Genomic DNA, 25,561 nt, shown 5'->3' with positions numbered 1-25,561 from the left:
AATAAGTAACGGGCAACTGCCGCTCAGAGTGCCCGAAGTGCAGCACCCTGTGAAAAGAGGGCAGTGCAGGCCACCTTACCGGCGAGACTGCCGCCCTAGGAACGACCAACCGGGGATACCCCATATGTTGGGGTATCCCCGGTCGGGATCGCTCAGGTCATCGAGACGCCTGTGGTGTTCAGACGAGCTCGGTGACGGAACCGCCGGCGGCGGTGATCTTCTCCTTGGCGGAGCCGGAGACGGCGTCGACCGTCACCTGCAGCGCCACGGAGATCTCGCCCTGGCCGAGGACCTTGACGAGGCTGTTCTTGCGAACAGCGCCCTTGGCCACCAGCGACTCGACGGTGACCTCGCCACCCTCGGGGTAGAGGGCGGCCAGCTTGTCGAGGTTCACGACCTGGTACTCGGTCTTGAACGGGTTCTTGAAGCCCTTCAGCTTCGGGAGACGCATGTGGAGGGGCATCTGCCCACCCTCGAAGCGCTCCGGAACCTGGTAGCGGGCCTTCGTACCCTTGGTACCACGACCGGCCGTCTTACCCTTCGACGCCTCACCACGACCGACACGGGTCTTGGCGGTCTTGGCGCCCGGGGCGGGACGGAGGTTGTGGATCTTGAGCGGGTTGTTCTCCGCCATGATCAGTCGACCTCCTCGACCGTCACGAGGTGGCGGACGGTGTGCACCATGCCGCGGAACTCGGGGCGGTCCTCCTTGACGACCTGCGTGTTGATCCCCTTGAGACCAAGGGAGCGCAGGGTGTCACGGTGGTTCTGCTTGCTGCCGATGTAGGACTTGACCTGCGTGATCTTGAGCTGCGCCATGATTACGCACCCGCCCCGGCACGCGCACGCAGGAGAGCCGCGGGAGCGACGTCCTCGAGGGGCAGACCACGGCGGGCCGCGATCTCCTCGGGACGCTGCAGGCCCTTCAGGGCCTCCACGGTGGCGTGCACGATGTTGATCGCGTTGTCGGAGCCGAGCGACTTCGACAGCACGTCGTGGATACCGGCGCACTCGAGCACGGCACGCACCGGACCACCGGCGATAACACCGGTACCGGGCGACGCGGGCTTGAGCAGGACGACGCCGGCAGCCTTCTCACCCTGGATGGGGTGCGGGATGGTGCCCTGGATACGCGGGACCTTGAAGAAGTGCTTCTTGGCCTCCTCAACGCCCTTGGCGATGGCGGCCGGCACCTCCTTGGCCTTGCCGTATCCGACACCCACGGTGCCGTCACCGTCGCCCACCACGACCAGCGCGGTGAAGCTGAAGCGACGACCACCCTTCACAACCTTGGCGACGCGGTTGATCGCGACAACGCGCTCAACGTACGCGGTCTTCTCGGCGGCAGCTGCGCCGCCGTCACGGCCCTTCCGGTCCCGCCGCTCGCCGCCACCGGCACCGCCACCGCGGCGCTGGGGTCCAGCCATTGGAATTACCTCTCTCTGTCTCCGCTAGCTACGGAACCAGGACTCAGAACTTGAGTCCGGCCTCGCGGGCGGCGTCCGCCAGGGCGGCGATGCGCCCCGCGTACTGGTTACCACCACGGTCGAACACGACGGCCTCGACACCGGCGGCCTTGGCGCGCTCGGCGACCAGGGCGCCGACCTGCTTGGCCTGCGCGGACTTGTCGCCCTCGCCACCGCGGATCGAGCTGTCCAGGGTGGACGCCGACGCCAGGGTGTGACCCTTGATGTCGTCGATCACCTGGGCCACGATGTGGCGGTTCGAGCGGGTAACGACCAGACGCGGACGCTCCGCCGTACCGTTGATGTGCTTACGGATCCGGATGTGGCGGCGCTTGATCGCGGCGCGCTTGTAGGCGTCGCCCTTAAGGATCTTCTGTCCGTATGCCATGGCTTACTTACCCGCCTTTCCGACCTTGCGGCGGATGACTTCGCCCTCGTACTTGACGCCCTTGGCCTTGTACGGGTCGGGCCTGCGCAGCTTGCGGATGTTGGCCGCAACCTCGCCGACCTTCTGCTTGTCGATGCCCTCGACCGAGAAACGGGTCGGGGACTCCACCTTGAAGGTGATGCCCTCGGGGGCCTCGACCAGGATCGGGTGGCTGTAGCCGAGGGAGAACTCCAGGTTGGAGCCCTTCGCCACGACGCGGTAGCCGACACCGCTGATTTCGAGCTTCTTGACGTATCCCTGGGTCACACCGGTGATCATGTTCGCCACCAGCGTGCGGGACAGGCCGTGCAGGGCCTTGCTCTGCCGCTCGTCGTTGGGCCGCAGCACCTGAAGGGTGCCGTCCTCGGCCTTGGCGATGTCGATCGGCGCGATGACGGTGTGGGTCAGTTCGCCCTTGGGGCCCTTGACCGCGACCGTACGGCCGTCGATGGTGACGTCCACGCCGGCGGGAACCGGGATGGGGAGCTTGCCGATACGCGACATTGTGTCTCTCCTCCGTTCCCGAACTACCAGACGTAGGCGAGGACTTCCCCACCCACGCCCTTCTTCTGCGCCTGCTTGTCGGTCAGGAGACCGTGGGACGTGGAGATGATGGCCACGCCCAGGCCGCCGAGAACCTTCGGCAGGTTGGTGGACTTCGCGTACACCCGGAGACCGGGCTTGGAGATCCGCTTGATGCCCGCGATGGAGCGCTCACGGTTGGGGCCGAACTTCAGCTCCAGGACGAGGTTCTTGCCGACCTCGGCGTCCTCGACCTTCCAGCCCGTGATGAAGCCCTCCTGCTGGAGGATCTCCGCGATGTGCGACTTGATCTTCGAGTGCGGCATCGCCACGGTGTCGTGGTATGCCGAGTTCGCGTTCCGCAGACGCGTCAGCATGTCTGCGATCGGATCAGTCATGGTCATGAATTGGCCTTCGGCCTCTCTCGCCGGGGTTTCCTGGTGCGCCATCCCTCTCCCCGATCCGAGACGGGACGGGTGCGGCGCGGTGGACCTACGGCGTAGTAAGTCGTAAGGGCGGCGGCAGACGCCCAACCCCACAAGCCTAAGGCATGTGAGCTGGACGTCCTGCCGCCCCAGATGCTTACCGAGAGCCCTGCTAATCCCTGATTGGGGGGATTACCAGGAGCTCTTGGTCACGCCCGGCAGCTCGCCACGGTGAGCCATCTCACGAAGGCACACGCGGCACAGGCCGAACTTGCGGTACACGGAGTGCGGACGACCACAGCGCTGGCAGCGCGTGTAGCCACGTACGCCGAACTTGGGCTTACGAGCAGCCTTCGCGATCAGAGCCTTCTTCGCCATCTCGCTCACGCCTCCTTGAAGGGGAAGCCGAGGTGACGGAGGAGCGCGCGGCCCTCAGCGTCGTTGGTCGCCGTGGTGACCACGGTGATGTCCATACCCCGGACGCGGTCGATCTTGTCCTGGTCGATCTCGTGGAACATGACCTGCTCCGTGAGACCGAAGGTGTAGTTGCCACGGCCGTCGAACTGCTTGGGGGACAGGCCGCGGAAGTCGCGGATGCGCGGCAGCGCGAGCGACAGGGTGCGGTCCAGGAACTCCCACATGCGGTCGCCACGGAGCGTGACGTGGGCACCGATCGGCTGGCCCTCACGCAGCTTGAACTGCGCGATGGACTTGCGGGCCTTGGTGACGGCCGGCTTCTGACCGGTGATCGTGGTGAGGTCGCGGATGGCGCCCTCGATCAGCTTGGAGTCGCGGGCGGCGTCGCCCACACCCATGTTGACCACGATCTTCACGAGACCGGGGATCTGCATGACGTTCTCGTACTTGAACTCGTCACGCAGCTTGCCCGTGATCTCCTCACGGTACTTCTGCTTCAGGCGCGGAGTGGTGGTGGTCGTCATCAGATGTCCTCACCCGTCCGCTTGGCAACGCGGATCTTGTTGCCTTCGTCGTCGAAGCGGTAACCGACGCGGGTCACGACCTTCTTGCCGTCCTTCTCCACGACCAGCTGGACGTTGGAGACGTGGATCGGCGCCTCGGTGGTGACGATGCCGCCGGCCTGCGAACCGCGAGCCGTCGGACCGGCCTTGGTGTGCTTCTTGACCCGGTTGACACCCTCGACCAGGACACGGTCCTCGCGGGGGAAGGCCGCGATGACCTTGCCCTGCTTGCCCTTGTCCTTACCGGTGATGACCTGGACCAGGTCGCCCTTCTTGATCTTCATGCTCACAGCACCTCCGGCGCGAGGGAGATGATCTTCATGAACTTCTTCTCGCGCAGCTCACGGCCGACCGGGCCGAAGATACGGGTGCCACGAGGGTCGCCGTCGTTCTTCAGAATGACGGCGGCGTTCTCGTCGAAGCGGATGTACGAGCCGTCCGGACGGCGGCGCTCCTTGACGGTGCGAACGATGACCGCCTTGACGACGTCACCCTTCTTCACGTTGCCACCGGGGATCGCGTCCTTGACGGTGGCGACGATGACGTCACCGATACCCGCGTAGCGGCGACCGGAGCCGCCGAGCACACGGATGCAGAGGATCTCCTTCGCACCCGTGTTGTCGGCGACACGCAGTCGCGACTCCTGCTGGATCACGTCTATCTCCTGGTTGTCTGCCGGTTCCCGCAGGGCCCTTTCGGGACGCACCTGCGAGCCTGGCGGAACTGTCCTGCGGGGTAGCCCCCGAAGGAATTACTTAAGCCTCTGCGGGCGAAAACCCACGCCGGGGGCCGCATGGCCGCCCCCGGCGGGGGTCAGCAGGGAGCTTGCGCCCCCGCTTGGTTACTTCGCCTTCTCGAGGATCTCCACGACGCGCCAGCGCTTCGTCGCCGAGAGCGGGCGGGTCTCCATCAGGAGAACCCGGTCGCCGACGCCGGCGGCGTTCTGCTCGTCGTGCGCCTTGAGCTTGTTCGTACGGCGGATGACCTTGCCGTACAGCGCGTGCTTGACGCGGTCCTCGACGGCGACGACGACGGTCTTGTCCATCTTGTCGCTGACGACCAGACCCTCACGGGTCTTGCGGAAACCGCGGTCCGTCTTGGTCTCTTCAGTCACGTTGCTCTCGCTCATCAGGCGCTCTCCACCGTCTCGATGCCCAGCTCGCGCTCACGCATCAGGGTGTAGATCCGCGCGATGTCCTTGCGGACGGCCTTGAGCCGACCGTGGTTCTCGAGCTGGCCCGTCGCCGCCTGGAAGCGGAGGTTGAACAGCTCTTCCTTGGCCTCGCGGAGCTTGTTGAGGAGCTCCTCGTTGCCCAGCTCGCGCAGCTCGGACGCCTTGGTACCGGCCGACATCACGCTTCACCTGCCTCGCGCTTGACGATCTTGCACTTCATCGGCAGCTTGTGAGCCGCACGGGTCAGGGCCTCGCGCGCGATCTTCTCGTTGGGGTACGACAGCTCGAACATCACGCGTCCGGGCTTGACGTTGGCCACCCACCACTCCGGCGAACCCTTACCGGAACCCATGCGGGTCTCGGCGGGCTTCTTGGTGAGGGGGCGGTCCGGGTAGATGTTGATCCAGACCTTGCCACCACGCTTGATGTGACGCGTCATGGCGATACGAGCGGCCTCGATCTGGCGGTTCGTCACATAGGCCGGGGTCAGCGCCTGGATGCCGTACTCGCCGAACGCAACCTGCGTGCCACCCTTGGACATGCCGTTGCGCTTGGGGTGGTGCTGCTTGCGGTGCTTGACCCTACGGGGGATCAGCATTTCGGTCAGGCCTCCGTTCCGGTGCTCTCAGCCGGAGCGGCGGACGCGGGAGCCTCGGCCTTGGGGGCCTCGGCGCCGGCAGCCTGCTGCGGCTTGCGACCGCGCCGCTCGCCACCGCGGCCACCACGGGCCGGGCGGTCGGCACCGCCGCGGGCCGGGCGGTTACCCGCACGGGCAGCGGCGTTCTCGGCGCGGACCTCGGCGATGTTCTTGACGTCGCCCTTGTAGATCCAGACCTTCACACCGATGCGGCCGAAGGTCGTCTTGGCCTCGAAGAAGCCGTAGTCCACGTTCGCGCGGAGCGTGTGCAGGGGCACGCGGCCCTCGCGGTAGAACTCCGAGCGGGACATCTCGGCGCCACCGAGGCGGCCACCGCACTGGATCTTGATGCCCTTGGCGCCGGCCTTCATCGCCGACTGCATGCTCTTACGCATGGCGCGGCGGAAGGAGACGCGGGAGGAGAGCTGCTCGGCGACGGCCTGGGCGACCAGCTGAGCGTCGGTCTCGGGGTTCTTGACCTCGAGGATGTTCAGCTGGACCTGCTTGCCCGTGAGCTTCTCGAGGTCACCGCGGATGCGGTCGGCCTCGGCGCCGCGGCGGCCGATGACGATGCCCGGACGAGCGGTGTGGATGTCCACACGCACACGGTCACGGGTGCGCTCGATCTCGACCTTGGAGATGCCGGCGCGCTCCATGCCGGACGTCATCATCCGACGGATGGCGACGTCTTCCTTGACGTAGTCCTTGTACAGCTTGTCGGCGTACCAGCGCGACTTGAAGTCGGTCGTAACGCCGAGCCGGAACCCGTGCGGGTTTACCTTCTGGCCCATTACCGGGTTCCTTCCTTGCTGCTGACGACCACGGTGATGTGGCTGGTCCGCTTGCGGATCCGGTAGGCACGGCCCTGGGCACGCGGACGGAACCGCTTCAGGGTCGGGCCCTCGTCGACGTAGGCCTCGGAGATGTAGAGGCTGTCGACATCGGTGTGGTCGTAGTTGTGCGCGGCGTTGGCAATGGCGCTGTCCAGCACCTTGCCGACCGGCACGCTCGCGGCCTGCGGGGCGAAACGCAGGACCGCCTGAGCCTCCGTGGCGTTCAGGCCACGGATGAGGTCCACCACGCGGCGGGCCTTCATGGGCGTGACGCGGATGTACCGCGCCTGGGCCCTGGCTTCCATGGTTGTCCCTTCAGTGTCTGTCATGATCATTCACACCCCGCTGACTAGCGGCGCTTCGACTTCCGGTCGTCCTTGACGTGACCCCGGAAGGTGCGCGTCGGCGAGAACTCGCCGAGCTTGTGGCCGACCATCGACTCGGTGACAAACACCGGGATGTGGGTCTTGCCGTTGTGCACCGCGATCGTGTGGCCGAGCATGGCCGGGACGATCATCGAGCGGCGGGACCAGGTCTTGATGACGTTCTTGGTGCCGGCTTCGTTCTGGGCGTCCACCTTCTTGATCAGGTGGTCGTCGACGAAGGGCCCCTTCTTGAGACTGCGCGGCATCTAAACCCGCTCCTAGCGCTTCTTGTTCGTCTTGCGGCGGCGGACGATGTACTTGTTCGACGCCTTCTTGGGCGAACGAGTACGGCCTTCCTTCTTGCCCCACGGGGACACCGGGTGGCGACCACCGGAGGTACGGCCCTCACCACCACCGTGCGGGTGGTCAACCGGGTTCATGACCACACCACGCACGGTCGGGCGGACGCCCAGCCAGCGCTTGCGACCGGCCTTGCCCCAGTTGATGTTGCTCTGCTCGGCGTTGCCGACCTCGCCGACGGTGGCGCGGCAGCGGACGTCGACCAGGCGGATCTCACCGGACGGCATGCGCAGGTGGGCCATCTGGCCCTCCTTCGCGAGCAGCTGCACCGAGGCGCCGGCGGAGCGGGCGAACTTCGCGCCGCCGCCCGGACGCAGCTCGATGGCGTGCAGCGTGGTACCGACCGGGATGTTGCGCAGGGCCAGGTTGTTGCCCGGCTTGATGTCGGCCCCGGGACCGTTCTCGACGCGGTCGCCCTGCGACAGGCCACGCGGCGCGAGGATGTAGCGCTTCTCGCCGTCCGCGTAGTGCAGCAGCGCGATGCGCGCGGTGCGGTTGGGGTCGTACTCGATGTGCGCGACCTTCGCCGGCACGCCGTCCTTGTCGTGACGACGGAAGTCGATCACGCGGTAGGCGCGCTTGTGGCCACCACCCTGGTGGCGGACGGTCACACGACCGGAGTTGTTACGGCCACCCTTGCTGTGCAGGGGGCGGACCAACGACTTCTCCGGCGTGGACCGCGTGACCTCGACGAAGTCGGCGACGCTGGCGCCACGACGGCCAGGAGTCGTCGGCTTGTACTTGCGGATACCCATTTCTCAGTCCTCGTCCGATTCCGGACGATCCTGACCGCTTACGCGGTCGGACCGCCGAAGATGTCGATACGGTCGCCCTCGGCGAGGGTCACGATCGCGCGCTTGGTGGACGCGCGCTGGCCGAAGCCCGTGCGGGTCCGCTTGCGCTTGCCCTGGCGGTTGATCGTGTTGACCCCGGTGACCTTGACCGAGAAGACCGCCTGGACGGCCTGCTTGATCTGGGTCTTGTTGGCGCTCGGGTCGACGATGAAGGTGTACTTGCCCTCGTCGAGGAGCGCGTAGCTCTTCTCCGAGACGACCGGCTTGAGCAGCACGTCACGGGGGTCCGTGAAGGACTTGCTCAGCGGGGTCTCGACGGTGTTCTTGCCCTCGGTGGCGTGGCGACGCGCCTTCTTGACGCGAGCCTCCTTGGCCTTCTTCGCGGCCTTCGAGGCGATAGCGGGGTGACGGATGGCCATCAGACCTCGCTCCCTTCGGTGTCGTTGGCCTTCGGGCCGGCGACGAAGGACTCGAAAGCGGCCTTGGTGAAGACCACGTCGTCCGAGACGAGAACGTCGTACGTGTTCAGCTGGCCCGGCTCCAGGATGTGGACCTGGGGCAGGTTGCGGGCGGACAGCCACGCGGCCTCGTCGGCGCGGTCGACGACCAGGAGCAGGTTCTTGCGCTCGCTGATCTTGCCGAACAGGCTCTTGGCGGCCTTCGTGGACGGCGTCTCACCCTCGACCACGCCGGAGACGACGTGGATGCGGTTATGACGGGCCCGGTCGGTGAGGGCGTGACGCAGCGCGGCAGCCTTCATCTTCTTGGGCGTCCGCTGCGAGTAGTCACGCGGCACGGGACCGTGCACGACGCCACCACCGGCGAACTGCGGCGCGCGGGTCGAACCCTGACGGGCGCGACCGGTGCCCTTCTGGCGGTACGGCTTCTTGCCACCGCCGCGGACCTCGCCACGGGTCTTGGTCTTGTGCGTGCCCTGGCGGGCAGCGGCCAGCTGCGCGACGACGACCTGGTGGATCAGCGGAATGCTGACCTTCTCGACGTCGAAGATCTCCGCGGGGAGCTCGACGGAACCGGCCTTGTCGCCCGCCGGCGAAAGGATGTCAACAGTGCTCATTACCTCAGGCCCCCTTGGCCGCGGTGCGGACCAGGACGAGGCCGCCGTTCGGACCGGGAACCGCGCCCTTGATGAGCAGCAGACCCTTCTCCGCGTCAACGGCGTGGACGGTCAGGTTCTGGGTGGTGACCCGCTCGTTGCCCATGCGACCCGCCATGCGGAGGCCCTTGAACACACGGCCCGGGGTGGCGCAGCCACCGATGGAACCGGGAGAGCGGTGCTTGCGCTGGGTGCCGTGTCCGGCGCCGAGGCCACGGAAGTTGTGGCGCTTCATGACACCGGCGAAGCCCTTGCCCTTGCTCTTGCCGGTCACGTCGACCTTCACGCCGGCCTCAAACACCTCAGCGGTGATCTCCTGGCCCAGCGTGTACTCGGAGGCGTCCGCGGTGCGGATCTCGACGAGGTGGCGACGGGGGGTGACGTCGGCCTTGGCGAAGTGGCCCTTGAGGGGCTTGTTCACCTTGCGCGGGTCGATCTCGCCGAAAGCGATCTGGACGGACTCGTAGCCGTCGACATCGTTCGTACGGACCTGGGTGACGACGTTGGGGCCGGCCTTGACGACGGTGACCGGGACGACGCGGTTGTTCGCGTCCCACACCTGCGTCATGCCGAGCTTCTCGCCCAGGATGCCCTTGATCTGCTTAGCCATCTCTCAGATCACCGGCCTCAGAGCTTGATCTCGATGTCGACACCGGCCGGGAGGTCGAGTCGCATCAGAGAGTCAACGGTCTTGGGGGTGGGGTCGAGGATGTCGATCAGGCGCTTGTGCGTGCGCATCTCGAAGTGCTCGCGCGAGTCCTTGTACTTGTGCGGCGACTTGATGACGCAGTACACGTTCTTCTCAGTGGGCAGCGGCACCGGGCCCGCGACCGACGCACCAGTACGCGTCACCGTCTCGACGATCTTCTTCGCCGAGCTGTCGATGACCTCGTGGTCGTAGGCCTTGAGCCGGATGCGGATCTTCTGTCCCGCCATGGCTACTCAGTAGTCCTGTCTCTCGTAACGCTCTGGAACCCGGTGGTTCCGTTTCTCTTCCTTCTCCGACCCACGCGGTCGGGCGTGTCGCGCTCCCGCTGACACAGATGTCCCTTGTTCGAACATCCCTGCGGGATTGCACACGGCCCTTCCGGTACCGCGAGCCGGAGGCGAAAGCCCACCGGGTGCCTGGCCGGCGCCGCACTGACACTTCCCGAAAGATTCCCGTACGTCCGCCCCAGCGCTGCCGTGTGGCAGTTAGGGCGACGAGTACTGTGGGACTCGCTTCCGGTCCCCCCGGCGGGAGGCGCGCAGCATCAACACTCGACCGAGCAACTCGGACAGTCTGCCATACGGGGCATGGCGGACGCCAATCGAGCCGGAGAGAATACCCCGGGGGTGACGTAGGTCAAACCGGGGCGGCCGTGGGCTCGCCGAAGGACGCCAGGAAGTCATCGACGACACTCCTGGAGAACGGGTCCGTATCCGGATCCTCGGGCGTGACGATGCTGACGGCGTAGTACTCGGACAGCAGGAGCCCCGTCCCTTCGACGGCTGCCTCGTTCTCCGGGGATGAAGCATGGACCCCGGAAACCGTCGTCGCGTGCAGCGGCTGCGCGTGATGACGGTAGAAGACGGCGTAGGGCCCTTGCCCCTCGGTGTCGAGGGCGTAGCCGTGTTCCTCCCAGAAATCCTCCATCGCCTGGCCAGAGCTGAACGTGACGATGCCCGAGAGGCCGTCTTCCTCCGGTTCGGGCAACTGCCAGTCGGCAGGGACGCCGGGCGCAAGCGGTTCCCCGTACAGGAACATCCCTGGCCACCGCTGCTGGCCGAGTCGCACGAAACGGCGCATGACCTCGGGGAACGACGCGTCCACGACGAAGTCGGTCGAGTGTCCTGTGAGATCCATGAAAGTGCCTCGCTGTGGTGTGGAGTGTCTGCGGCCGGTGCTTCGGTCAGGCCTTCCAGCCCGATGTCGGACCGTGATACCTGATCGCGTCCCGAGGGATGGCCACGTCGTTGTTGGAGAACCAGATGTGATCGCGACCACCCCTGAGGCGCCCCGAGAAGAGTTTCTTCTCGACCTCGAACTCGATCATGTACTCGCTCTTTTCCTTGGTGAGACCGAGATAGGACTTGAAGCCGCCGGGCTTCTTGGCGATGTCGGCCGGGCTCATGGGCGTTACATAGACCGCTGTCGCGTTCTTGCTCTTGGTGTTCCTCGGGACCTTGAGGGTGATGCCGTCCTTGCCGCCACCACCCATGATCTTGTTGTAGCCGGTCTTGTCCGTGTAGTGCCGGATGACTGCCTTGCACGAAGGCGCGAGGCCCAGCGGGTCGATCCACACGAGCGGGTTGACGACGTAAGCGTGGTGGTGCGGTGCCGGTTCCAGACCAAGCGGATCAGGGCTGTGGTAGCGCGCCGTTGCCGGGTCGTAGTAACGGTGGTGGTTGTAGTGCAGCCCCGTTTCGGCGTCGAAGTACTGCCCCGGAAAACGCAGCGGGCAGTCGGCGGTGCTCGGGGACGGGTCCCGCAGCGGCAGGCCCCAGAGGGTGCGGCGGGAACGCCATGCCGTCTGTCCTGACTCGTCGACGAGCTCGGTGGGCGTGCCGACGAGGTCGGTGACGATGGAGTAGAACCGCTCGTCCACCGACGCGTCGTCGGCCTGCCTCTCGCCGGACCGGGTGCGCTGGACCAAGGGCCGGTCCCCGCCCGGTTCCCAGTCCCAAGTGGTGAGGCGCTTCTCGCCCTCCGCTTCCCCGCCGGAGCAGCTCTCCTCGGCCAGCCGTGTGCCGTCCCACACGAAGGCGGTGCGCTCGACCACCGCCGTGCCGTCCGCGGAGAGGAGTTCCTTCGCTATGCGTCTGCCCAGAGGGTCGTACCGGTAACGCCAGTGACGCCCGTCGGGGGTCGTGACGGCACGCAGACGGTCCTCCGCGTCCCAGGTGAAGAGCCAGGTGCGGGTCCCGCCGGACAGGAGGGCACGCGTGTGACGGACCACGCGTCCCTGGGCGTCGTGCTCGTACCGGGACCGGCCGGCGGTCTGCACCAGTGTGCCGCTGTAGGTCATCGGACCCTGGACCTCGGCGCCCCTGTCGCCGGCCGTTGCGGACGTGTCGGAATGGATCAGGTTGCCCAGGACGTCGTACGCGTACGTCTCACGCCGGTCCGTGGCAGTGACCGAGGTGACCCGTCCGATCGAGTCGAGCTCGTAGGCCACAGCGCCCGTGCCGGAGTCGGTGATGGCGCTGGGCAGACCGTCGGGCCGATAGGAGTAGCGCCGGTCGATGCCGTGGGCCGTGCCTTCCGGTGTCCGCACGGCTTGGGAGCGCAGTCGATGGCCGGCGGCACTCCATTCCTGGAGCAGTGACACTCCCGTTGGAAGGGCCCGCAGGACCTCATGCCCCGCCGCGTCGTACCCGAACCCGACCGTCCGGCCGGAGCCGCGCAGTTCAACCGGCTGGTGAGCGGCGTCATAACGCCACTCGCTGAGCGCTCCGCCAGGGGTCCGACGTTGGAGACGGCGCCCCACGGCGTCGTATGAGTTGGTCAGGGTCCGGCCGTTGCAGCTCTCCGTCAGTACGCGGCCGAGCGGGTCGTACGTGAAGCGGAGCTCCGCATCTTGGTTGACCGCCCGGACGAGGCCTCCGGCCTGGTCGTACTCGAAGGTGGTGACACGGCCTTCCGAGTCCCGCTGCTCGACCACCCGGTCGAGGAGGTCATGGCGGTAACGGACAGTCTGCCCAGCGCCGTTCGTGCGCTCGGTGATGCGGTTCGCCGCGTCGTAGCGGTAGGTGACGGCCCTGCCGTTGAAGTCCGTTTCACCGACGACGTTGCCCAGGGGGTCGTACTCGTACGTCCAGGTCTGGCCGAGGGCGTTGCGGACGCACACGGGGCGGAGCTCGGTGTCGTAGGTGAACTCGATCCGGCTGCCGTCCGGGGCCGTTCGGGCCGCAGTTCTGTCGAAGGGGGCGGGTTCGAACCAGGTGACTTGGTCCCGCCCGTCGGTGTGGGTGAGGAGATTGCCCTCGGCGTCGTAGGTCCACTGCTCGACGGAACCGTCGGGATGAGCTCGCTGGGCCGGGCGCCCCTGGGTCGTCCAGCCGACCACGGTCGTTCCGCCATCGGGCTCGACGACCTCCCGGACACGGCCGAACGCATCGTACGCGTAGCACGTGGCTGCACCCAGCGGAGAGAGCACCGTCGTCGGAAGTCCCGCGGCGTTGCTGCGCATCCGGCTCACGTTTCCGAGCGCGTCGGTGACCGAAGCGACCGCACCGCGCTCGTCATAGCCGTAACCAGTGGTCGCGTCGGCGGGGTCCGTGATCGTGACGACGTTTCCACGCTCGTCGTACGCGTACTGCCACCGGGCACCGTCCTGTTCAGTGGCCGAGATCAGTGCGCCATCGGTGTCATACGCGTACGCGGCGAAGCTGCCGTCGGGGTGAACGACCCGTAGGACATTGCCCATTTCGTCGTACTCGTAGGTGGTGGTCCGGCCGAGCGGGTCGGTGAGGGAGAGGAGATTGTCGTACCGGTCCCAGGTACGGGTCGTGGTGTGCCCGAGCGGGTCGGTCTCGGCTACGAGCTGATAGGCGTCGTTGAAGCGGTACGTGGTGCTGTGGCCGAGTGAGTTCGTCGCCACGGAGGTGTGGTTCTCCGTGTCATAGACGTACGTGTAGTCGAGGATGCCGTCCTTGCCGGTGGTGCGGGTGCAGCGGCCCGCAGAGTCGTACGTGTAGCGGTACCAGGTCCCGATACGGTCGTCCCATCCGGTGATGCGGCGCTGGGCGTCGTAGGAGAGCCGCAGCGGCAGCCCGGAGGCGTTGTAGATCTCCGTGAGGTTGGCCTCGGCGTCGTATGCATAACGCATGAGAATCGGCTGCTCGGGGTCACTGAGCAGGGTGAACGCTGTGATCCGGTCCTGGTTCGTGGCCACGCCGATGCGATAGCCGCCCGTGTGCGTGATCTCTTCGAGGCCCCCGTCAGACCCGTACGCCAACTCGATGGCGTTGCCATTGCGGTCACTGACCATGGTCAGCGGGAGGTCGGCGGCTGATCGGGCGGGCAGCGGCCGGAAGCTGAGGGTCAGGCCGGAGTCAGGCTGGCGCACGATCATGGTGCCGCCGTCCGATCCGTCCCACTCCAGCGGCCAGCGTGGCCCCTCGACCGGCTGAACAGGGGCGCCCTGCTCCGGGACCGGATAGGTGAGGACCATGCCGTCGGCCGTGGTGAAACGGACGCCGTCGGGGTCGAGAATCAGTCGCTGGTCCAGGGTGGACGCCCAAGCGGGTCCGAACCAGCGGCCGGACCGGAGGCCCGTGCGGTGGTGGCGCTCCAGTTCCAGGGGGAGTACGCCGTCCAGGACGAAGTCGGTTTCGGACATGACCATCTGGCCGGTGGCCATGTCGATCGGGTCGCCGCAGGTGACGAGTTTCTTCATCTGTCGGCTGAGCGCTCGGGTGCCTTTACCCAACCCCTTGACGCCGAGTGCCATGCCTTTGAGGCCGGTCTTACCGAAGGCCTTCAGCCCCTTGGCGAGGCCGCCGAGGGTGGTCAGGCCCTTCATGCCCGGGATGCAGTCCAACGCGGCGAGCCCCACGTCCCATAGGGACGCTTGCCCCTTGGAGTACTTATAGAGCGTGTCGGCGAGTACGACCGCGGCGGCGATCAGCACGATCGCTCCCAGGATCGGCCCGCCGATGATCATCGCGACGATCCCGAGGACGGTCACGACGACCTTGCACACCGCGACGATGCTGTCCCAGTTGTCCGTGAACCAGTCGCCGACCTCCTCCCACCACGACCGGTTCTGAATGCCCGCGTCCGAGGCCTCGTCGATCTTCGACTTCGCCTCGCGCGCCGCCTCCTCGCGCATCTTGCGCGCGTCCTCGGCCATCTTCTTGGCGGCAGCCAGGGCATCCTGCGCCTCGGAGACGTCCGACTGCGCCTTGGACTGGGCCGACTTGGCGTGCTGCACGTCCCGGGTTGCGGCACGGACCTTCGCCTCGTCCGGTTTCTCGGCGTTCTTGCTGCCGGTCGGGTCGTCCTTGTACTTGTCCGCCTCCTTGCCGGCCCGCGTCACCCACGAGTCCGCCGAGGCCAGACGCGACTGGGCTGCGGAGAGGTTGTCCCGCGCCTCACGGCCCTTGCGCAGGGCCTTGTCCGCCAGCGACTGGGCGCGCTCCAGCTTCGGCCAGAAGTCCGCCAGCGCGTCCCCGCACATCTCATAGGACTTCTTCAGCTTCTTGAGGTTCTTCGGGACATCGGCGAAGTCCTCCTTGAACACATCCGCCGACTTGCCCGCCCACTCAAGCAGCGTGCCCTCGCCCGCCATGCCCTTGACCAGACGCAGCGCCTCGGAGACGTCGTCGGCGAAGTCGTGAAGATGCTTCGCGAGCGTGCGCACCCGCTGGGGGTCACCAGGGGTCGGGTCCTTGTCCAGATCCAGGACATGCCAGTCCGCAGGCCTGTGCCCCGCCATACCGCAACCCCCGTCACGCGCACATCTACATCAACAACCGTATGCACACGTGAACTTACAAGGCACAGACGTTGGATGAAAAGATCGGTAGGACAATCAGCCGTAAGGTCGGCAGGCGGTTCTCGCGAAGCTGCGACCTGCGAAGTCGGACCCGTAAAGGCGGCCCCTCCCCTGCAAGCCTGTCGCTCGATCTTGGCGGGCCGCCTGCACTTCGACCAGGCGGTCCAGCGCCCGGTCGGTGGTCTCGGCCAGCAGATCCACACGGTCCCTTACGAGGTGGAGCGCCCCGTGCTCGGTGATGCCGAGGAAGCTGGCGCCTTCGTCGGCCGTGCCGACGGGATAGAGGGACGCCCCCGCTCCCCGGCTCGTCCCCGCGAACCGCTCGTCGCGCCAACCGGCCTTCAGAGGGTCGAAACGGCTCGCCGACGACGTGGTGATCGTGTCGGCGGGCCAGCCGTACGTCACTAGCCCCCCCGAATTCGGAGAGGAACCGGCGCGCAGCAGCATGGGCCACGAAGGACCCACGCTCACGCAGGATCGACTCCCAGGTGTCCGTCGGCCCCGAGCCGGCCTGACCGCCAGCCCGCGCGGCGCAGCACTTCATCGGTCCGCCGGGACCAGCCACGTGTCGGATCAGCAGCCACTTGCACCACCCTCACGCAGGACGACGACAAGTTGTACGGGTGCTTCGGTGTCGTCGTGCTTGACCCCTGCCAGAAGGACCTTGCCGGACACCCTCCATGCCGTGTGGTCGATGAAGTCAGCCTCGTTGGTCAGGTCCTCGTCGGACACTTCGAGGCGAGCGCCGAGCGCTCCGGACTCAAGCCGGGAGACGACGGCCGGGAGTTCGGCGACAGCAGCGTCGTACAGCTCGTCCAGGTACGTGTCCGGGTCGGGCCACTCGTCGGCGACCTCACGGAACCAGAGGGTGAACTCCACCTCCACCGGCCCGTCGCCCTGGATCCAGGCGCCGGCGCCGTCCCGCCTCCAGGTTGTCGCCCATTCCTTTGCCGGATTCCTGCGCTCGCCTTCCCATCCCGATGCGGCGAGAACCGCTTCGACGGCTTGACCAGTGAGCCGGTCAAGGTCGCACAGCCGACTCAGCTCTTCGCTTACGTCAACATTTACGGGCATCAATGCCATTCCTCGGGATTGAGAGTGTCAGCGACGAAGGTATCCCCCGTGGTGACGGCCAGGTCATTTTGTTCAATCTGCAGCGCCACCTTCTCCCGATCGAAATCACGGGGAAGTGTTCCGTTACCAGGAGTCGATCCGCGCCGGGAACGAACGGTAGATCCCGTCCTCCTCATCAGGTCGCGGGAAGCGAAGTGGTGGACGCGGCCTCCCTTCATTACTGGATCACCCAATGAATTCACCCGCTTTTCTGCCTCACCGAGATCAGTCGACTCGTCCGCTGCCGCGGCAGGCGGAAGGCCGGCGCCGCATCAAGTGTCGGTCACTATGCCTTGGGAGATGGCGCCGGTGCGAGCCGGCCGGCCAGAGCGTCGTCCACCTGGTTCTCGAAGAGTGCGAAATTGGCCAGGGCGAACACACCGCAGGGTTCGGTTCGCTCAGGGATCACCTTGTCGTTCTCATTGACGTAGGCACTTCGGGCGGGGTCGAAGAAACAGTGCTGAGCCAGCAGGTCGGCCGACTTGAGCTCTTCGTGCTCGACAGTCCTGAAGTAACCCTTGGTCCAGGGCCAGGGCGCCGTGAAGAACGGCGGCAGCAGCAGCCGGTCAGGCATCAGGGCCGACAGGTCCGGCTTATCGGTCTCGGCAGGGACGTCATACACATAGGCGAGGATCCCTCCGGGGAACCTGCCCTCCGGTCCACTCTGCCCGATCTTCACAATTCGACCAAACCGGAATCCGTGCCCCTCTGGCTGCAGCACGAAGATGTCACCCGGCTGGTGCTGACGGCGCTGGCCCTTCATCTTGATCAGCGACATACGCCCGACCCCTTTCGTTACCCAACTTCGCGGCAGCCAGGGCATCCTGCGCCTCGGAGACATCCGACTGCGCCTTGGACTGGGCCGACTTGGCGTGCTGCACATCCCGGGTCGCGGCGCGGACCTTCGCCTCGTCCGGCTTGTCCGCATCCGACTTCCTGCCGGTCGGGTCGTCCTTGTACTTGTCCGCCTCCTTGCCGGCCCGCGTCACCCACGAGTCCGCCGAGGCGAGACGCGACTGGGCTGCGGAGAGGTTGTCCCGCGCCTCACGGCCCTTGCGCAGGGCCTTGTCCGCCAGCGACTGGGCGCGCTCCAGCTTCGGCCAGAAGTCCGCCAGCGCGTCCCCGCACATCTCATAGGACTTCTTCAGCTTCTTGAGGTTCTTCGGGACATCGGCGAAGTCCTCCTTGAACACATCCGCCGACTTGCCCGCCCACTCAAGCAGCGTGCCCTCGCCCGCCATGCCCTTGACCAAGCGCAGGGCATCGGAGACGTCGTCGGCGAAGTCGTGCAACTGCTTCGCGAGCGTGCGCACCCGCTGCGGGTCACCAGGGGTCGGGTCCTTGTCCAAGTCCAGGACATGCCAGTCCGCAGGCCTGTGCCCCGCCATACCGCAACCCCCGTCACGCGCACATCTACGTCAACAACCGTATGCACACGTGAACTTACAGGGCACAGTCGTTCGATGGAACGCGGGATCCCACGTCCCGAACCGTGCCCGCGCGCGACCGGTTTCCCGCTCCCGGAGCAGCGAGCCCTCGGTGAAACCCCTTCAGCCCTTGACCGCCGAGCTCGCGACACCTTGGACGAACCACCGCTGGAAGAACGCGAAGACGATCAGCACGGGCAGGACCAGCAGGACACCGAATGCCAGGACCTGGCCCCAGTCCACCGGCTGCTGGCCCTGGAAGACGCTCATCTGCAGGGGCAGGGGGCGTACGGCGGGGTCGGAGACCATGAGGACCGGCCAGAGGAAGGAGCTCCACTGGATGAGGAAGGTGAGGATCGCGACCGAGGCGTACACCGGCTTGGACATCGGGACGATGATCGCGAAGAAGGTGCGCCAGGGGCCGGCGCCGTCGATGCGGGCGGCTTCCTCGATGCTGGGCGGGATCGCGCGGAAGAAGGTGGCGAACTGGTAGATGGAGAAGGCGTTGGCGATGAAGGGGAGGGCCTGGATGTAGATGGTGTTGCGCTGGTCGTTGAGCAGGTAGAACAGCGGGACGGCCACCGCTTCGAACGGGACCATCATGAGCAGCAGGACGAGGGTGAAGAGGGCGCCCTGGCCGCGCCACCGCAGTCGGGAAAGCCCGTATGCGGCCATGGAGTTCACGATCAGCCCGCCGAGGACCACGACGGTCGACACGAGCACCGAGATGCCCATGAAGCGCCAGTAGTAGCCGGTGGCATCGGAGTTGAAGCTGTTCAGGACGGCGCTGTAGTTGTCCAGGGACAGGTGGGTGGGCAGGAAGCCGGTCAGGCCGCTGAGCACTTCGTCGGAGGGCTTGAAGCTGCCGAGGACCAGGTAGAGGACGGGCAGGACGAAGACGAAGGCCAGCACGCTCAGGACGGCGTAGTCGAGGAAGCGGCGCAAGGGTGTGCGGGTCATGGTCAGTCCTCGTTGCCGGCGCGGACGGCGCGGCGCTGGATGAGGGTCAGGGCGACGACGATCAGGAAGAAGACGACGGTGATCGCGGAGGCCTGGCCGATGTTGTTCTGGTCGAAGGCGGTGGTGACGGCCTGGTACATCACGGTGCGGGTGGCGCCTTCGTCGAGTCCGCCGCCCTTGACGAGGATGTAGACCTGGTCGAAGACGCGGAACGACAGCACCGAGGTGAGCGTGGCGACGAAGACGAGGGTGCCGCGGATGCCGGGCAGGGTGACGTGGCGGAACTGCTGCCAGCGGGAGGCCCGGTCGAGCTGGGCGGCCTCGTAGAGTTCGCCGGGGATCTGCTGGAGTCCGGCGAGGAGGATGACCATCTGGAATCCCACGCCCTGCCAGATGGACAGCACGATGATCGAGGCCATGGCGGTGAGTCCGTCGCCGAGCCAGTCGAAGGCGCCCCAGTTGCCGAAGCTCACTGCGTCGAGTGCGGAGTTGAGGAGCCCGTCGCCGCTGCGGGCCAGGATGAGCCGCCAGATGACGGCGACCAGGGCCATGGGGAAGACGACCGGCATGAAGAACAGGGATCTGAACAGGCCGATGGCCTTCAGCTTGCGGTTCAGCAGGATCGCCAGCGCCAGTGCCAAACCGGTCTGGACGGGGACCACGACAACGGCGAAGGTCAGGTTGTTCAGCAGGGCCCGCAGGAACGGGCCGGACATGTCGGGGTCGGTGAACAGGCGCCGGTACTGTTCCAGGCCGAAGAAGGTGGGCTCCAGCGGGGAGCCGAGCCGCACGTTGTAGAAGGAGAGCACGACCGCGTAGACGAACGGCACGCCGACGAAGGCGATGAGGCCGCCGAGGGCGGGTGCGGACATCAGCAGTCCGTGCAGCCCGTCGCGGTTCCTGTGCCCGGACCGTCTGGGCTTGGCGGAGGTCGGTGGCGGGGACGGCTCTCGCCCGGCGGGCGTGGCGGGTGCGGGATTCACGGTGGTCACGGTAGGAGTCCTCTTCCGGCCGGGGAGGGACGGGCACGGTCGGGGTGTGCCCGTCCCTCCCGGCTGCTGGATGTCGGCTACGGCAGCTGGTAACCGGCGTTGTCCGAGAAGTCCTGGTCGATGGCGCGGGCGGCCTTCTCCAGGGCGGTCTTCGGTTCGGTCCCGCCGTAGATGTCGCTCAGCGCCTGGCTGAACTTGGCGGTGACCGTGGGGTATCCGGCGGAGACCGGGCGGGTCACGGCCACGCACGACTTGTCGATCTTGCTGTCGCCGCAGGGCTTGGCGAGCTGGTCGGCGAAGAGCTGGAGCGGGCCGCCCTGCTTGTACAGCTCACTCTTGGCGAGCACGGACTTGGTCCCGGGAGGGGCACCGTTGGCCGTGGTCATCGCGGCGACGTTGGTGTCGTTCAGGAGGGCGTCGAGGAAGGCGCCGGCGGCCTTGCCGTTCTTGGTGTTGGCGCCGATGCCCCACTGCCAGGACCCCTGGCCGGTCTTGGAGCCGTTGCCGAAGTCGGGCAGGGGCAGCACGACGAGATCCTTGCCGAGGGCCTTGCTGTACGTGGGGTACATCCAGTGTCCGACCCAGCTCAGCCCCACGCGGCCCTTGGCGAAGGCGTTTCCGTCGGTGTTGGAGTCGGTGTACTTCTTCCAGCCCTGGAAGGTCTTCAGCGCCGACGCCACTTCCGGGGTGTCCAGGCCGCCTTCGGCCTTGCCGTTCTCCAGGAGCGAGCCGCCGGCCGACCAGACGATCGGGGCGAAGCCGTAGGTGCCCCACTCGGTGGCGTAGCCGTTGTTCTCCTGCAGGTCCAGGCTCTTGCCGTCGGAGTCCTTGGCGGCCAGCTTCTTCACGGCCGCGGTGAACTCCTCCGCGGTCCAGGCGTCCGACACGCCGGTGGGGTACTTCACCCCGGCCGCGTCCAGCAGCTTCTTGTTGCCGTAGATGCCGAGCCCGGAGTCGAACATGCCCAGCCCGTAGTGCCGGCCGTCGATCTCGCCTTGCGCCTTGATGGCGTCCGTGGCGTTGGCCAGGGTCTTGCTGGAGACGTAGTCGTCCATCGGGGCGAGCTTCTTGTTGTAGACGAAGTTCGCCATGGTCGGGCCGTCGAACTCCATCACGTCCGGCAGCTTGGAGGCGTCGGTGGTGGTGATGGTCTTGGTGTAGTCGTTGTCGGGGATCAGGGTCAGCTTGGCCTTGATCTTGTCCTGCGAGGAGTTGAAGGACTTCACCGCGTTCTGCATGGCGGTGGCCTCGCTCTCCTGGCCCTGGTGGGCCCAGACGGTGATCGTGCCGGTACCGCTGCCCTTCTCGGCGGTGGCGCCGGTGGTGCCGCCTCCACCGCAGGCGGCCAGCGCGGCCAGGGGAAGGGCGAGGGCCAGGGCGGCCGGAACCGCCCGACGGAACCTTCTGCTTCCGGCGTTCATGGTGGGTGCCTCCGGTATGTGGTGCGGGTGAGGGTGGGTGGTGCGGCGTTGCAGGGGGGCGATCCGGGATCGCCACGGGCCTCGGCCACGGCGACGTGGCGATGGATCCGTCATGTGGACTGCCCTTGCGGCAGTTCGGTGCCGGTGCTCGGCTCCTTGATCGTGAGAGGCAGCAGCTCCCAGGCGTCGACCGCGAAGCCCAGGGGCGCGTCGGTCGGGTTGCGCGCCTGTAGGCGCCACGGGCCGCCGCCTGTCGGGTAGAAGCGCAGGGTGAGCACCTGTCCGGTGGCGGTGAGGAAGACTTCGGCGATGGAGTGGTCGACGACCACGCGCAACTCCACCGGCTGACCGGAGGGGCAGGGCATCCGGTAGGAGCCGCCCTGGGCACGCTTGTCCAGCGAGGCGTGCTCGCGGTCGACGACCAGTTCGCCGGCGGCGGCGTCGAGCCGGATGTCGAGGTACTCGTGGCCGTCCGGGGTGGTGAGCAGCCGCAGACCAGCCGCCGGGCCCGGCTCCAGACGGGCTGTCATGTCGAAGGCGCTGCCCACACTGCCGAGTTCCACCGGCTCCGGACCGTGGGCGACGCCCTCGGCGTGGACGGTGTGTTCGCCGCGCCGGCCGAGCAGTTCGGCGGCGGGCTGCTGCCGGAGCGTGCCGTCGCCGTCGACGGAGATCTCGCGGGGAAGGGTGAGCATGCCGGCCCATCCGTCCGCCACCGCCCAGGATTCCTCCCGGGCTTCCCCGGCCCAGCCCCACAGCAGCCACCTGCCGCCCGGTGCGCGCAGCAGTGCGGGGGCGTAGCAGTCGGGGCCGTGGTCGACGAAGACGGGCGAGCCGGCCTCGAAGGTGTTGCCGCGTTCCTCGCCGATCAGGGCGGTGACGCAGCGCGGGCCGTCAGCAAGGTTCCATGCGCTGAAGATGAGGGCACCGGGCTGTCCGGACTTTGCCGGGAGGTACTGAGGGCACTCCCAGCCCTCACCGGTGTGCAGGTCGCTACCGCCGACCGGCTCCTGCTCGCGGGCGTCGAAAAGGCCCAGGTAGGTCCAGGCCTCCAGGTCAGCCGACTCGTACAGCAGAGCCGCGCCGCGGCCGTCCGCGAGGGCGGCGCCGACCAGCATCCGCCAGCCGTCGCCGTCCTGCCAGACGTACGGGTCGCGGTACATGGTGCAGCCCTCGGGCCACTCGGGGATGAGCAGTTCCCCGCGCGGGGCGAAGGTCCGTCCGCCGTCGAGGGAGGTGGCGGTGGTGACCGGCTGATGCTGGGGCGAGCGGTCCCAGCGGTTCGCGGAGTAGAAGGCGATCAGCCGGTCGCCGTCGGAGACGGCGTTGCCGGAGAAGCAGCCGTCGGCGTCCTCGCCACCCGAGGTGGGGGACAGCGCGATCGGCAGCTGTTCCCAGCTCAGCAGGTCAGGGCTGCGGAAATGGCCCCAGTGCATGTTCGCGTGGGTCGCACCGTAGGGGTTGTACTGGTGGAAGACGTGGTAGTGGCCGTCGTGGAAGACCAGCCCGTTGGGGTCGTTGATCCAGTTGCGGGGCGGCCGCAGGTGCGCGACAGGCCGGTACGGATCACAGGGCGCGGTGGACACACACGTGCCTTTCGGTATGTACAGAGAGCGTGCGAAGGGCCATCAGCGGACGGCGCCGGTCACGATTCCCTCGTAGGAGAAGGTGGCCTCCACCGGCACTCGTGGCCCGCCCGACGGCATGACGACGGGCGTGTGGTCCGGCGTGAGGCCGGCGGCGAGTTGCGGTGGCGGCTTGCTGACGGGCGGGGCCGACGCCCGGTGGGTGAGGAATGCGAGGTGTCAGTGCCCTCGCACCGAAGAGGCCGGGGTGGTGCGGGAACCGGAGGAACGCGCGGGGCACGGCTCGCCCGCGCCTGCCCGGGCGGCGGGGGCGCTGTCGGGCGTCAGCAGGCCGCGGCGGCTCGACGGCTCGTTGAAAATCTCAGGGGACATGTGTGTACCCTCACTGTGTTCCAAGTACTGACAGGGATGACGACCGGTCGCAACGGTCGCCTGTCATGGTGTGAATTGCTTCGCCGTCCCGGGGTCAGAGTCGGGGCGGCGAAGCGACCGATGCCCGCGCCACCAGCGGGCAAAGCAGCATCTCCTGAGTATCCGGGCCCGGTGGCCGGCCCGGAGGCTTGTTGAGTTCGAGCAACCGGGCCACAGCCCGTGCCCCCATCTCGTAGTGCGGGAGCTGAACCGTGCTCAGCGCGGGGTAGACGGACTCGCAGACCAGCTCCTGATTGTCGAACCCGATGACCGACAGGTCGCCGGGGATGGACAGCCCCAGTTCGGCGGCAGCCCGGTAAGCGCCTGCGGCCATCCGGTCGTTGAAGCAGAACAACGCCGTCGGCCGGTGCTCCGCCGTGAGCAGTCGCCGCGCAGCCCGGTAGCCCGTCTCCACGTCACCCGGGGTCGTGCCGAAAGGCACTGCCGTCTCGGCGGCGACCAGGGAGGGGTCGTAGGGAACACCGACCTCGGCCAGCGCCTTGCGGTAGCCCTCAAGGCGGCCCTGCCGGGCGGGAAGGTCCACGGTCTGCACGGTCACGCCGATCCTGCGGTGGCCGTGGTCGGTCAGCTCCCGTACCGCCGTGTAGCCGCCGTGGACCTCGTCGGGCACGACGGACGGGATGGCGGGGTCCTCCGAGCGCGCGTCCAGCAGCACGGTGGGAGTCGAGCGCAGGCTCTCCGGCAGGCGCACGGTGCGGTGGTACATCGCCGCGTACAGCACGCCGTCCACCTGCCGCTGGAGCAGCATCTCGATGCTGGTGCGCTCCAGTTCGGCATCACCGCTGGTGTTGACCAGCAGCAGCACCAGTCCCTCGGCCGCTGCTGCCTCCTGGGCGCCCAGGATCATCCGGCCGGCATGGGGGGTGGTGGCGATCTCGTCGCTGACGAAGCCGATGGTCTGCGACCGCTGCAGCCTCAGCCCACGGGCGAGTCCGTTCGGCGCGTACCCGAGCTCCTCGGCGACCTGGAGGACACGCTGCCGCGTCTGTGCGCTGGCCCGCTTGCCCTCGACGCCGTTCAGGATGTGGGACACGGTCGCGGTCGACACGCCTGCCGCCGCGGCCACGTCCTTGATCCCGATCCGGCGCGCCATTGCCCCTGCCCAAAGTAGTGGATTCCGGGTTGGTAAATCGTTTAGCCAACCGTGTGCACACGAGAGTGCCCATGGCCGGAGCTCCTGTCAATGGCTCGTTACAAACTCTTAGCCGCCGCGTGTCGCCTCGACGATCAGGCGGACGGCCGTGCTCACCGCGTGCGGGAAGTGGCCCCGTTCATGGGGGAGTCCGGGCTTCAGGCTTCGGCAGCCCGTGACGGCATGCCTGCCGCATGCCTGCCCCACTCAACCCGTGAAACGGAACGTGGACGTGATCGCGTCGAAGATGTCGAAGAACGAGTCCGCGAGGTCGAGGACCTGGCTGCTGCCCGCCACCAGGGCCACCTTGCCCTCCTGGCCCGGCACGGGAACGTACGTCTGCATCAGCACGGCCCTGACCGTGCGGTTGAGCGCGTCGCCGGGTACGGGGATGTCCTCGATGCCGTAGGTCCGCGCCGCCGGGCCGACTCCGGGGATGTCGACGGTCGTCACCTTCCGCCAGGAGTCCCCGTCCCGCTTGGCCTCCTTGACCGCGAGCTGGCTCGCGATGACGGCCGGGTCGTTCGACAGCGGCTCACCCCGCTCGTTACGCCCGCCCACCAGGGAGACGGTCACCGACCCCGTGATCGGCGTGTCCCCGCCGAAACTCTCCGCCATGCAGCCGCAGTACAGCGCGCCCGACTTCCACGCGTCCGCGGCGGCCTTCTTGAGGAAGTCGACGTACGTGTCCCGGTACTGCTCCAACTCCGGGCGCTGCCGCACCCGTTCGTTCACCATCCGGCGGATCGAGTCGTCCCGCGACTCCGGCCGTACGTCGAACTCCCACCACGACTCCGGCACCTTGATCCGGAAACCGCCCCTCTCGACGGTCAGTGCCTCCATGTAGCGGGCCATGGCGCCGGCCTCCCCGTTTCGCTCGATCACACGATCAGTCGATCACTCGTGCGCTCATCGTGCC

32 protein-coding genes and 1 pseudogene are annotated in these 25,561 nt (G+C 67.2%); all 33 read right to left on the bottom strand.

Annotation, left to right across the window (positions count from 1 at the left end):
• Window positions 1–178: 178 nt before the first annotated feature.
• The 33 genes and pseudogenes from rplO to ACH4G3_RS23925 all read right to left on the bottom strand — a co-directional run bounded on the left by rplO (window position 179) and on the right by ACH4G3_RS23925 (window position 25,497).
• Complete coding sequence (gene rplO, locus ACH4G3_RS24085; protein WP_338782542.1) at window positions 179–634, bottom strand: 50S ribosomal protein L15; 456 nt, start codon at window positions 632–634, stop codon at window positions 179–181.
• Window positions 635–636: 2 nt separating this feature from the next.
• Window positions 637–819, bottom strand: a complete 183-nt coding sequence (gene rpmD, locus ACH4G3_RS24080; RefSeq protein ID WP_003974250.1) for a 50S ribosomal protein L30 — start codon at window positions 817–819, stop codon at window positions 637–639.
• 2 nt (window positions 820–821) lie between these two features.
• Complete coding sequence (rpsE, locus tag ACH4G3_RS24075; protein WP_009190144.1) at window positions 822–1,427, bottom strand: 30S ribosomal protein S5; 606 nt, start codon at window positions 1,425–1,427, stop codon at window positions 822–824.
• Window positions 1,428–1,470: 43 nt separating this feature from the next.
• A complete protein-coding gene (gene rplR, locus ACH4G3_RS24070) occupies window positions 1,471–1,854 on the bottom strand; it encodes a 50S ribosomal protein L18 (RefSeq protein ID WP_003992369.1) in 384 nt (127 codons plus the stop codon).
• Window positions 1,855–1,857: 3 nt separating this feature from the next.
• Window positions 1,858–2,397, bottom strand: a complete 540-nt coding sequence (gene rplF / locus ACH4G3_RS24065) for a 50S ribosomal protein L6 (RefSeq protein WP_010036705.1) — start codon at window positions 2,395–2,397, stop codon at window positions 1,858–1,860.
• Between the two features lie 23 nt (window positions 2,398–2,420).
• Window positions 2,421–2,819, bottom strand: coding sequence for a 30S ribosomal protein S8 (gene rpsH, locus ACH4G3_RS24060; RefSeq protein WP_086601011.1), 399 nt, complete (start codon window positions 2,817–2,819; stop codon window positions 2,421–2,423).
• Between the two features lie 213 nt (window positions 2,820–3,032).
• On the bottom strand, window positions 3,033–3,218 hold the full coding sequence (locus ACH4G3_RS24055) for a type Z 30S ribosomal protein S14 (RefSeq protein ID WP_003948630.1): 186 nt from the start codon (window positions 3,216–3,218) through the stop codon (window positions 3,033–3,035).
• A gap of 5 nt (window positions 3,219–3,223) precedes the next feature.
• Window positions 3,224–3,781: a 50S ribosomal protein L5 gene (gene rplE / locus ACH4G3_RS24050; RefSeq protein WP_010036711.1), complete on the bottom strand. Its 558-nt coding sequence runs from the start codon at window positions 3,779–3,781 to the stop codon at window positions 3,224–3,226.
• Window positions 3,781–4,104 carry a 50S ribosomal protein L24 gene (gene rplX, locus ACH4G3_RS24045; protein WP_010036713.1) on the bottom strand — a complete coding sequence of 108 codons (324 nt, stop codon included), beginning with the start codon at window positions 4,102–4,104 and terminating at the stop codon, window positions 3,781–3,783. The genes rplE and rplX overlap by 1 nt, the downstream gene beginning before the upstream one ends.
• A gap of 2 nt (window positions 4,105–4,106) precedes the next feature.
• Window positions 4,107–4,475 carry a 50S ribosomal protein L14 gene (gene rplN / locus ACH4G3_RS24040; RefSeq protein ID WP_003998823.1) on the bottom strand — a complete coding sequence of 123 codons (369 nt, stop codon included), beginning with the start codon at window positions 4,473–4,475 and terminating at the stop codon, window positions 4,107–4,109.
• A gap of 186 nt (window positions 4,476–4,661) precedes the next feature.
• Window positions 4,662–4,949: a 30S ribosomal protein S17 gene (rpsQ, locus tag ACH4G3_RS24035; protein ID WP_010036717.1), complete on the bottom strand. Its 288-nt coding sequence runs from the start codon at window positions 4,947–4,949 to the stop codon at window positions 4,662–4,664.
• The gene (gene rpmC / locus ACH4G3_RS24030; protein ID WP_010036720.1) at window positions 4,949–5,173 is read right to left on the bottom strand and encodes a 50S ribosomal protein L29; all 225 of its coding nucleotides are present in this window, start codon (window positions 5,171–5,173) and stop codon (window positions 4,949–4,951) included. Before rpmC ends, rpsQ begins: the two co-directional genes overlap by 1 nt.
• Window positions 5,173–5,592, bottom strand: a complete 420-nt coding sequence (rplP, locus tag ACH4G3_RS24025) for a 50S ribosomal protein L16 (protein ID WP_004984526.1) — start codon at window positions 5,590–5,592, stop codon at window positions 5,173–5,175. The genes rpmC and rplP overlap by 1 nt, the downstream gene beginning before the upstream one ends.
• A gap of 5 nt (window positions 5,593–5,597) precedes the next feature.
• Entirely contained in the window at window positions 5,598–6,422 is an 825-nt protein-coding gene (rpsC, locus tag ACH4G3_RS24020) for a 30S ribosomal protein S3 (protein WP_086560684.1), read from the bottom strand.
• On the bottom strand, window positions 6,422–6,769 hold the full coding sequence (gene rplV / locus ACH4G3_RS24015; RefSeq protein ID WP_010036727.1) for a 50S ribosomal protein L22: 348 nt from the start codon (window positions 6,767–6,769) through the stop codon (window positions 6,422–6,424). Before rplV ends, rpsC begins: the two co-directional genes overlap by 1 nt.
• A 44-nt stretch (window positions 6,770–6,813) precedes the next feature.
• Window positions 6,814–7,095, bottom strand: coding sequence for a 30S ribosomal protein S19 (rpsS, locus tag ACH4G3_RS24010; protein WP_010036728.1), 282 nt, complete (start codon window positions 7,093–7,095; stop codon window positions 6,814–6,816).
• Between the two features lie 12 nt (window positions 7,096–7,107).
• Window positions 7,108–7,944, bottom strand: coding sequence for a 50S ribosomal protein L2 (gene rplB, locus ACH4G3_RS24005; RefSeq protein WP_037669203.1), 837 nt, complete (start codon window positions 7,942–7,944; stop codon window positions 7,108–7,110).
• A gap of 38 nt (window positions 7,945–7,982) precedes the next feature.
• Entirely contained in the window at window positions 7,983–8,402 is a 420-nt protein-coding gene (gene rplW, locus ACH4G3_RS24000; protein ID WP_020272643.1) for a 50S ribosomal protein L23, read from the bottom strand.
• Entirely contained in the window at window positions 8,402–9,058 is a 657-nt protein-coding gene (rplD, locus tag ACH4G3_RS23995; RefSeq protein WP_020272644.1) for a 50S ribosomal protein L4, read from the bottom strand. The genes rplW and rplD overlap by 1 nt, the downstream gene beginning before the upstream one ends.
• Window positions 9,059–9,062: 4 nt before the next feature.
• A complete protein-coding gene (gene rplC / locus ACH4G3_RS23990) occupies window positions 9,063–9,707 on the bottom strand; it encodes a 50S ribosomal protein L3 (protein ID WP_010036739.1) in 645 nt (214 codons plus the stop codon).
• 17 nt (window positions 9,708–9,724) lie between these two features.
• Entirely contained in the window at window positions 9,725–10,033 is a 309-nt protein-coding gene (gene rpsJ, locus ACH4G3_RS23985; RefSeq protein ID WP_003948644.1) for a 30S ribosomal protein S10, read from the bottom strand.
• A 409-nt stretch (window positions 10,034–10,442) separates the two neighbouring features.
• Window positions 10,443–10,910 (bottom strand): hypothetical protein, encoded by a 468-nt coding sequence (locus ACH4G3_RS23980; protein WP_397626439.1) that lies wholly within the window; start codon window positions 10,908–10,910, stop codon window positions 10,443–10,445.
• 79 nt (window positions 10,911–10,989) lie between these two features.
• Window positions 10,990–15,519, bottom strand: coding sequence for a DUF6531 domain-containing protein (locus ACH4G3_RS23975; RefSeq protein ID WP_397626438.1), 4,530 nt, complete (start codon window positions 15,517–15,519; stop codon window positions 10,990–10,992).
• 96 nt (window positions 15,520–15,615) lie between these two features.
• Complete coding sequence (locus ACH4G3_RS23970; RefSeq protein ID WP_397626437.1) at window positions 15,616–16,026, bottom strand: SUKH-3 domain-containing protein; 411 nt, start codon at window positions 16,024–16,026, stop codon at window positions 15,616–15,618.
• A 126-nt stretch (window positions 16,027–16,152) separates the two neighbouring features.
• On the bottom strand, window positions 16,153–16,653 hold the full coding sequence (locus tag ACH4G3_RS23965) for a hypothetical protein (protein ID WP_397626436.1): 501 nt from the start codon (window positions 16,651–16,653) through the stop codon (window positions 16,153–16,155).
• Between the two features lie 325 nt (window positions 16,654–16,978).
• Window positions 16,979–17,470 (bottom strand): Imm26 family immunity protein, encoded by a 492-nt coding sequence (locus tag ACH4G3_RS23960; RefSeq protein WP_397626435.1) that lies wholly within the window; start codon window positions 17,468–17,470, stop codon window positions 16,979–16,981.
• Window positions 17,471–17,495: 25 nt separating this feature from the next.
• Window positions 17,496–18,080: pseudogene (locus ACH4G3_RS23955) on the bottom strand (putative T7SS-secreted protein); the annotation flags it as partial.
• Between the two features lie 162 nt (window positions 18,081–18,242).
• Window positions 18,243–19,079, bottom strand: coding sequence for a carbohydrate ABC transporter permease (locus ACH4G3_RS23950; RefSeq protein ID WP_397626434.1), 837 nt, complete (start codon window positions 19,077–19,079; stop codon window positions 18,243–18,245).
• Between the two features lie 2 nt (window positions 19,080–19,081).
• The gene (locus ACH4G3_RS23945; protein ID WP_397626433.1) at window positions 19,082–20,071 is read right to left on the bottom strand and encodes a carbohydrate ABC transporter permease; all 990 of its coding nucleotides are present in this window, start codon (window positions 20,069–20,071) and stop codon (window positions 19,082–19,084) included.
• A 77-nt stretch (window positions 20,072–20,148) separates the two neighbouring features.
• Window positions 20,149–21,492 carry an ABC transporter substrate-binding protein gene (locus tag ACH4G3_RS23940; RefSeq protein ID WP_397626432.1) on the bottom strand — a complete coding sequence of 448 codons (1,344 nt, stop codon included), beginning with the start codon at window positions 21,490–21,492 and terminating at the stop codon, window positions 20,149–20,151.
• A gap of 110 nt (window positions 21,493–21,602) precedes the next feature.
• Complete coding sequence (locus ACH4G3_RS23935; RefSeq protein ID WP_397626431.1) at window positions 21,603–23,078, bottom strand: glycoside hydrolase family 32 protein; 1,476 nt, start codon at window positions 23,076–23,078, stop codon at window positions 21,603–21,605.
• Window positions 23,079–23,544: 466 nt separating this feature from the next.
• The gene (locus tag ACH4G3_RS23930) at window positions 23,545–24,603 is read right to left on the bottom strand and encodes a LacI family DNA-binding transcriptional regulator (RefSeq protein WP_397626430.1); all 1,059 of its coding nucleotides are present in this window, start codon (window positions 24,601–24,603) and stop codon (window positions 23,545–23,547) included.
• A gap of 246 nt (window positions 24,604–24,849) precedes the next feature.
• On the bottom strand, window positions 24,850–25,497 hold the full coding sequence (locus ACH4G3_RS23925) for a hypothetical protein (protein ID WP_397626715.1): 648 nt from the start codon (window positions 25,495–25,497) through the stop codon (window positions 24,850–24,852).
• Window positions 25,498–25,561 lie beyond the last annotated feature (64 nt).

It is taken from the genome of Streptomyces afghaniensis (assembly GCF_044327915.1).
Classification (GTDB): Bacteria; Actinomycetota; Actinomycetes; order Streptomycetales; family Streptomycetaceae; genus Streptomyces; species Streptomyces afghaniensis.
Note: the sequence above shows the minus strand (reverse complement) of the source record. Positions and strands in the feature narration are given on the sequence as shown.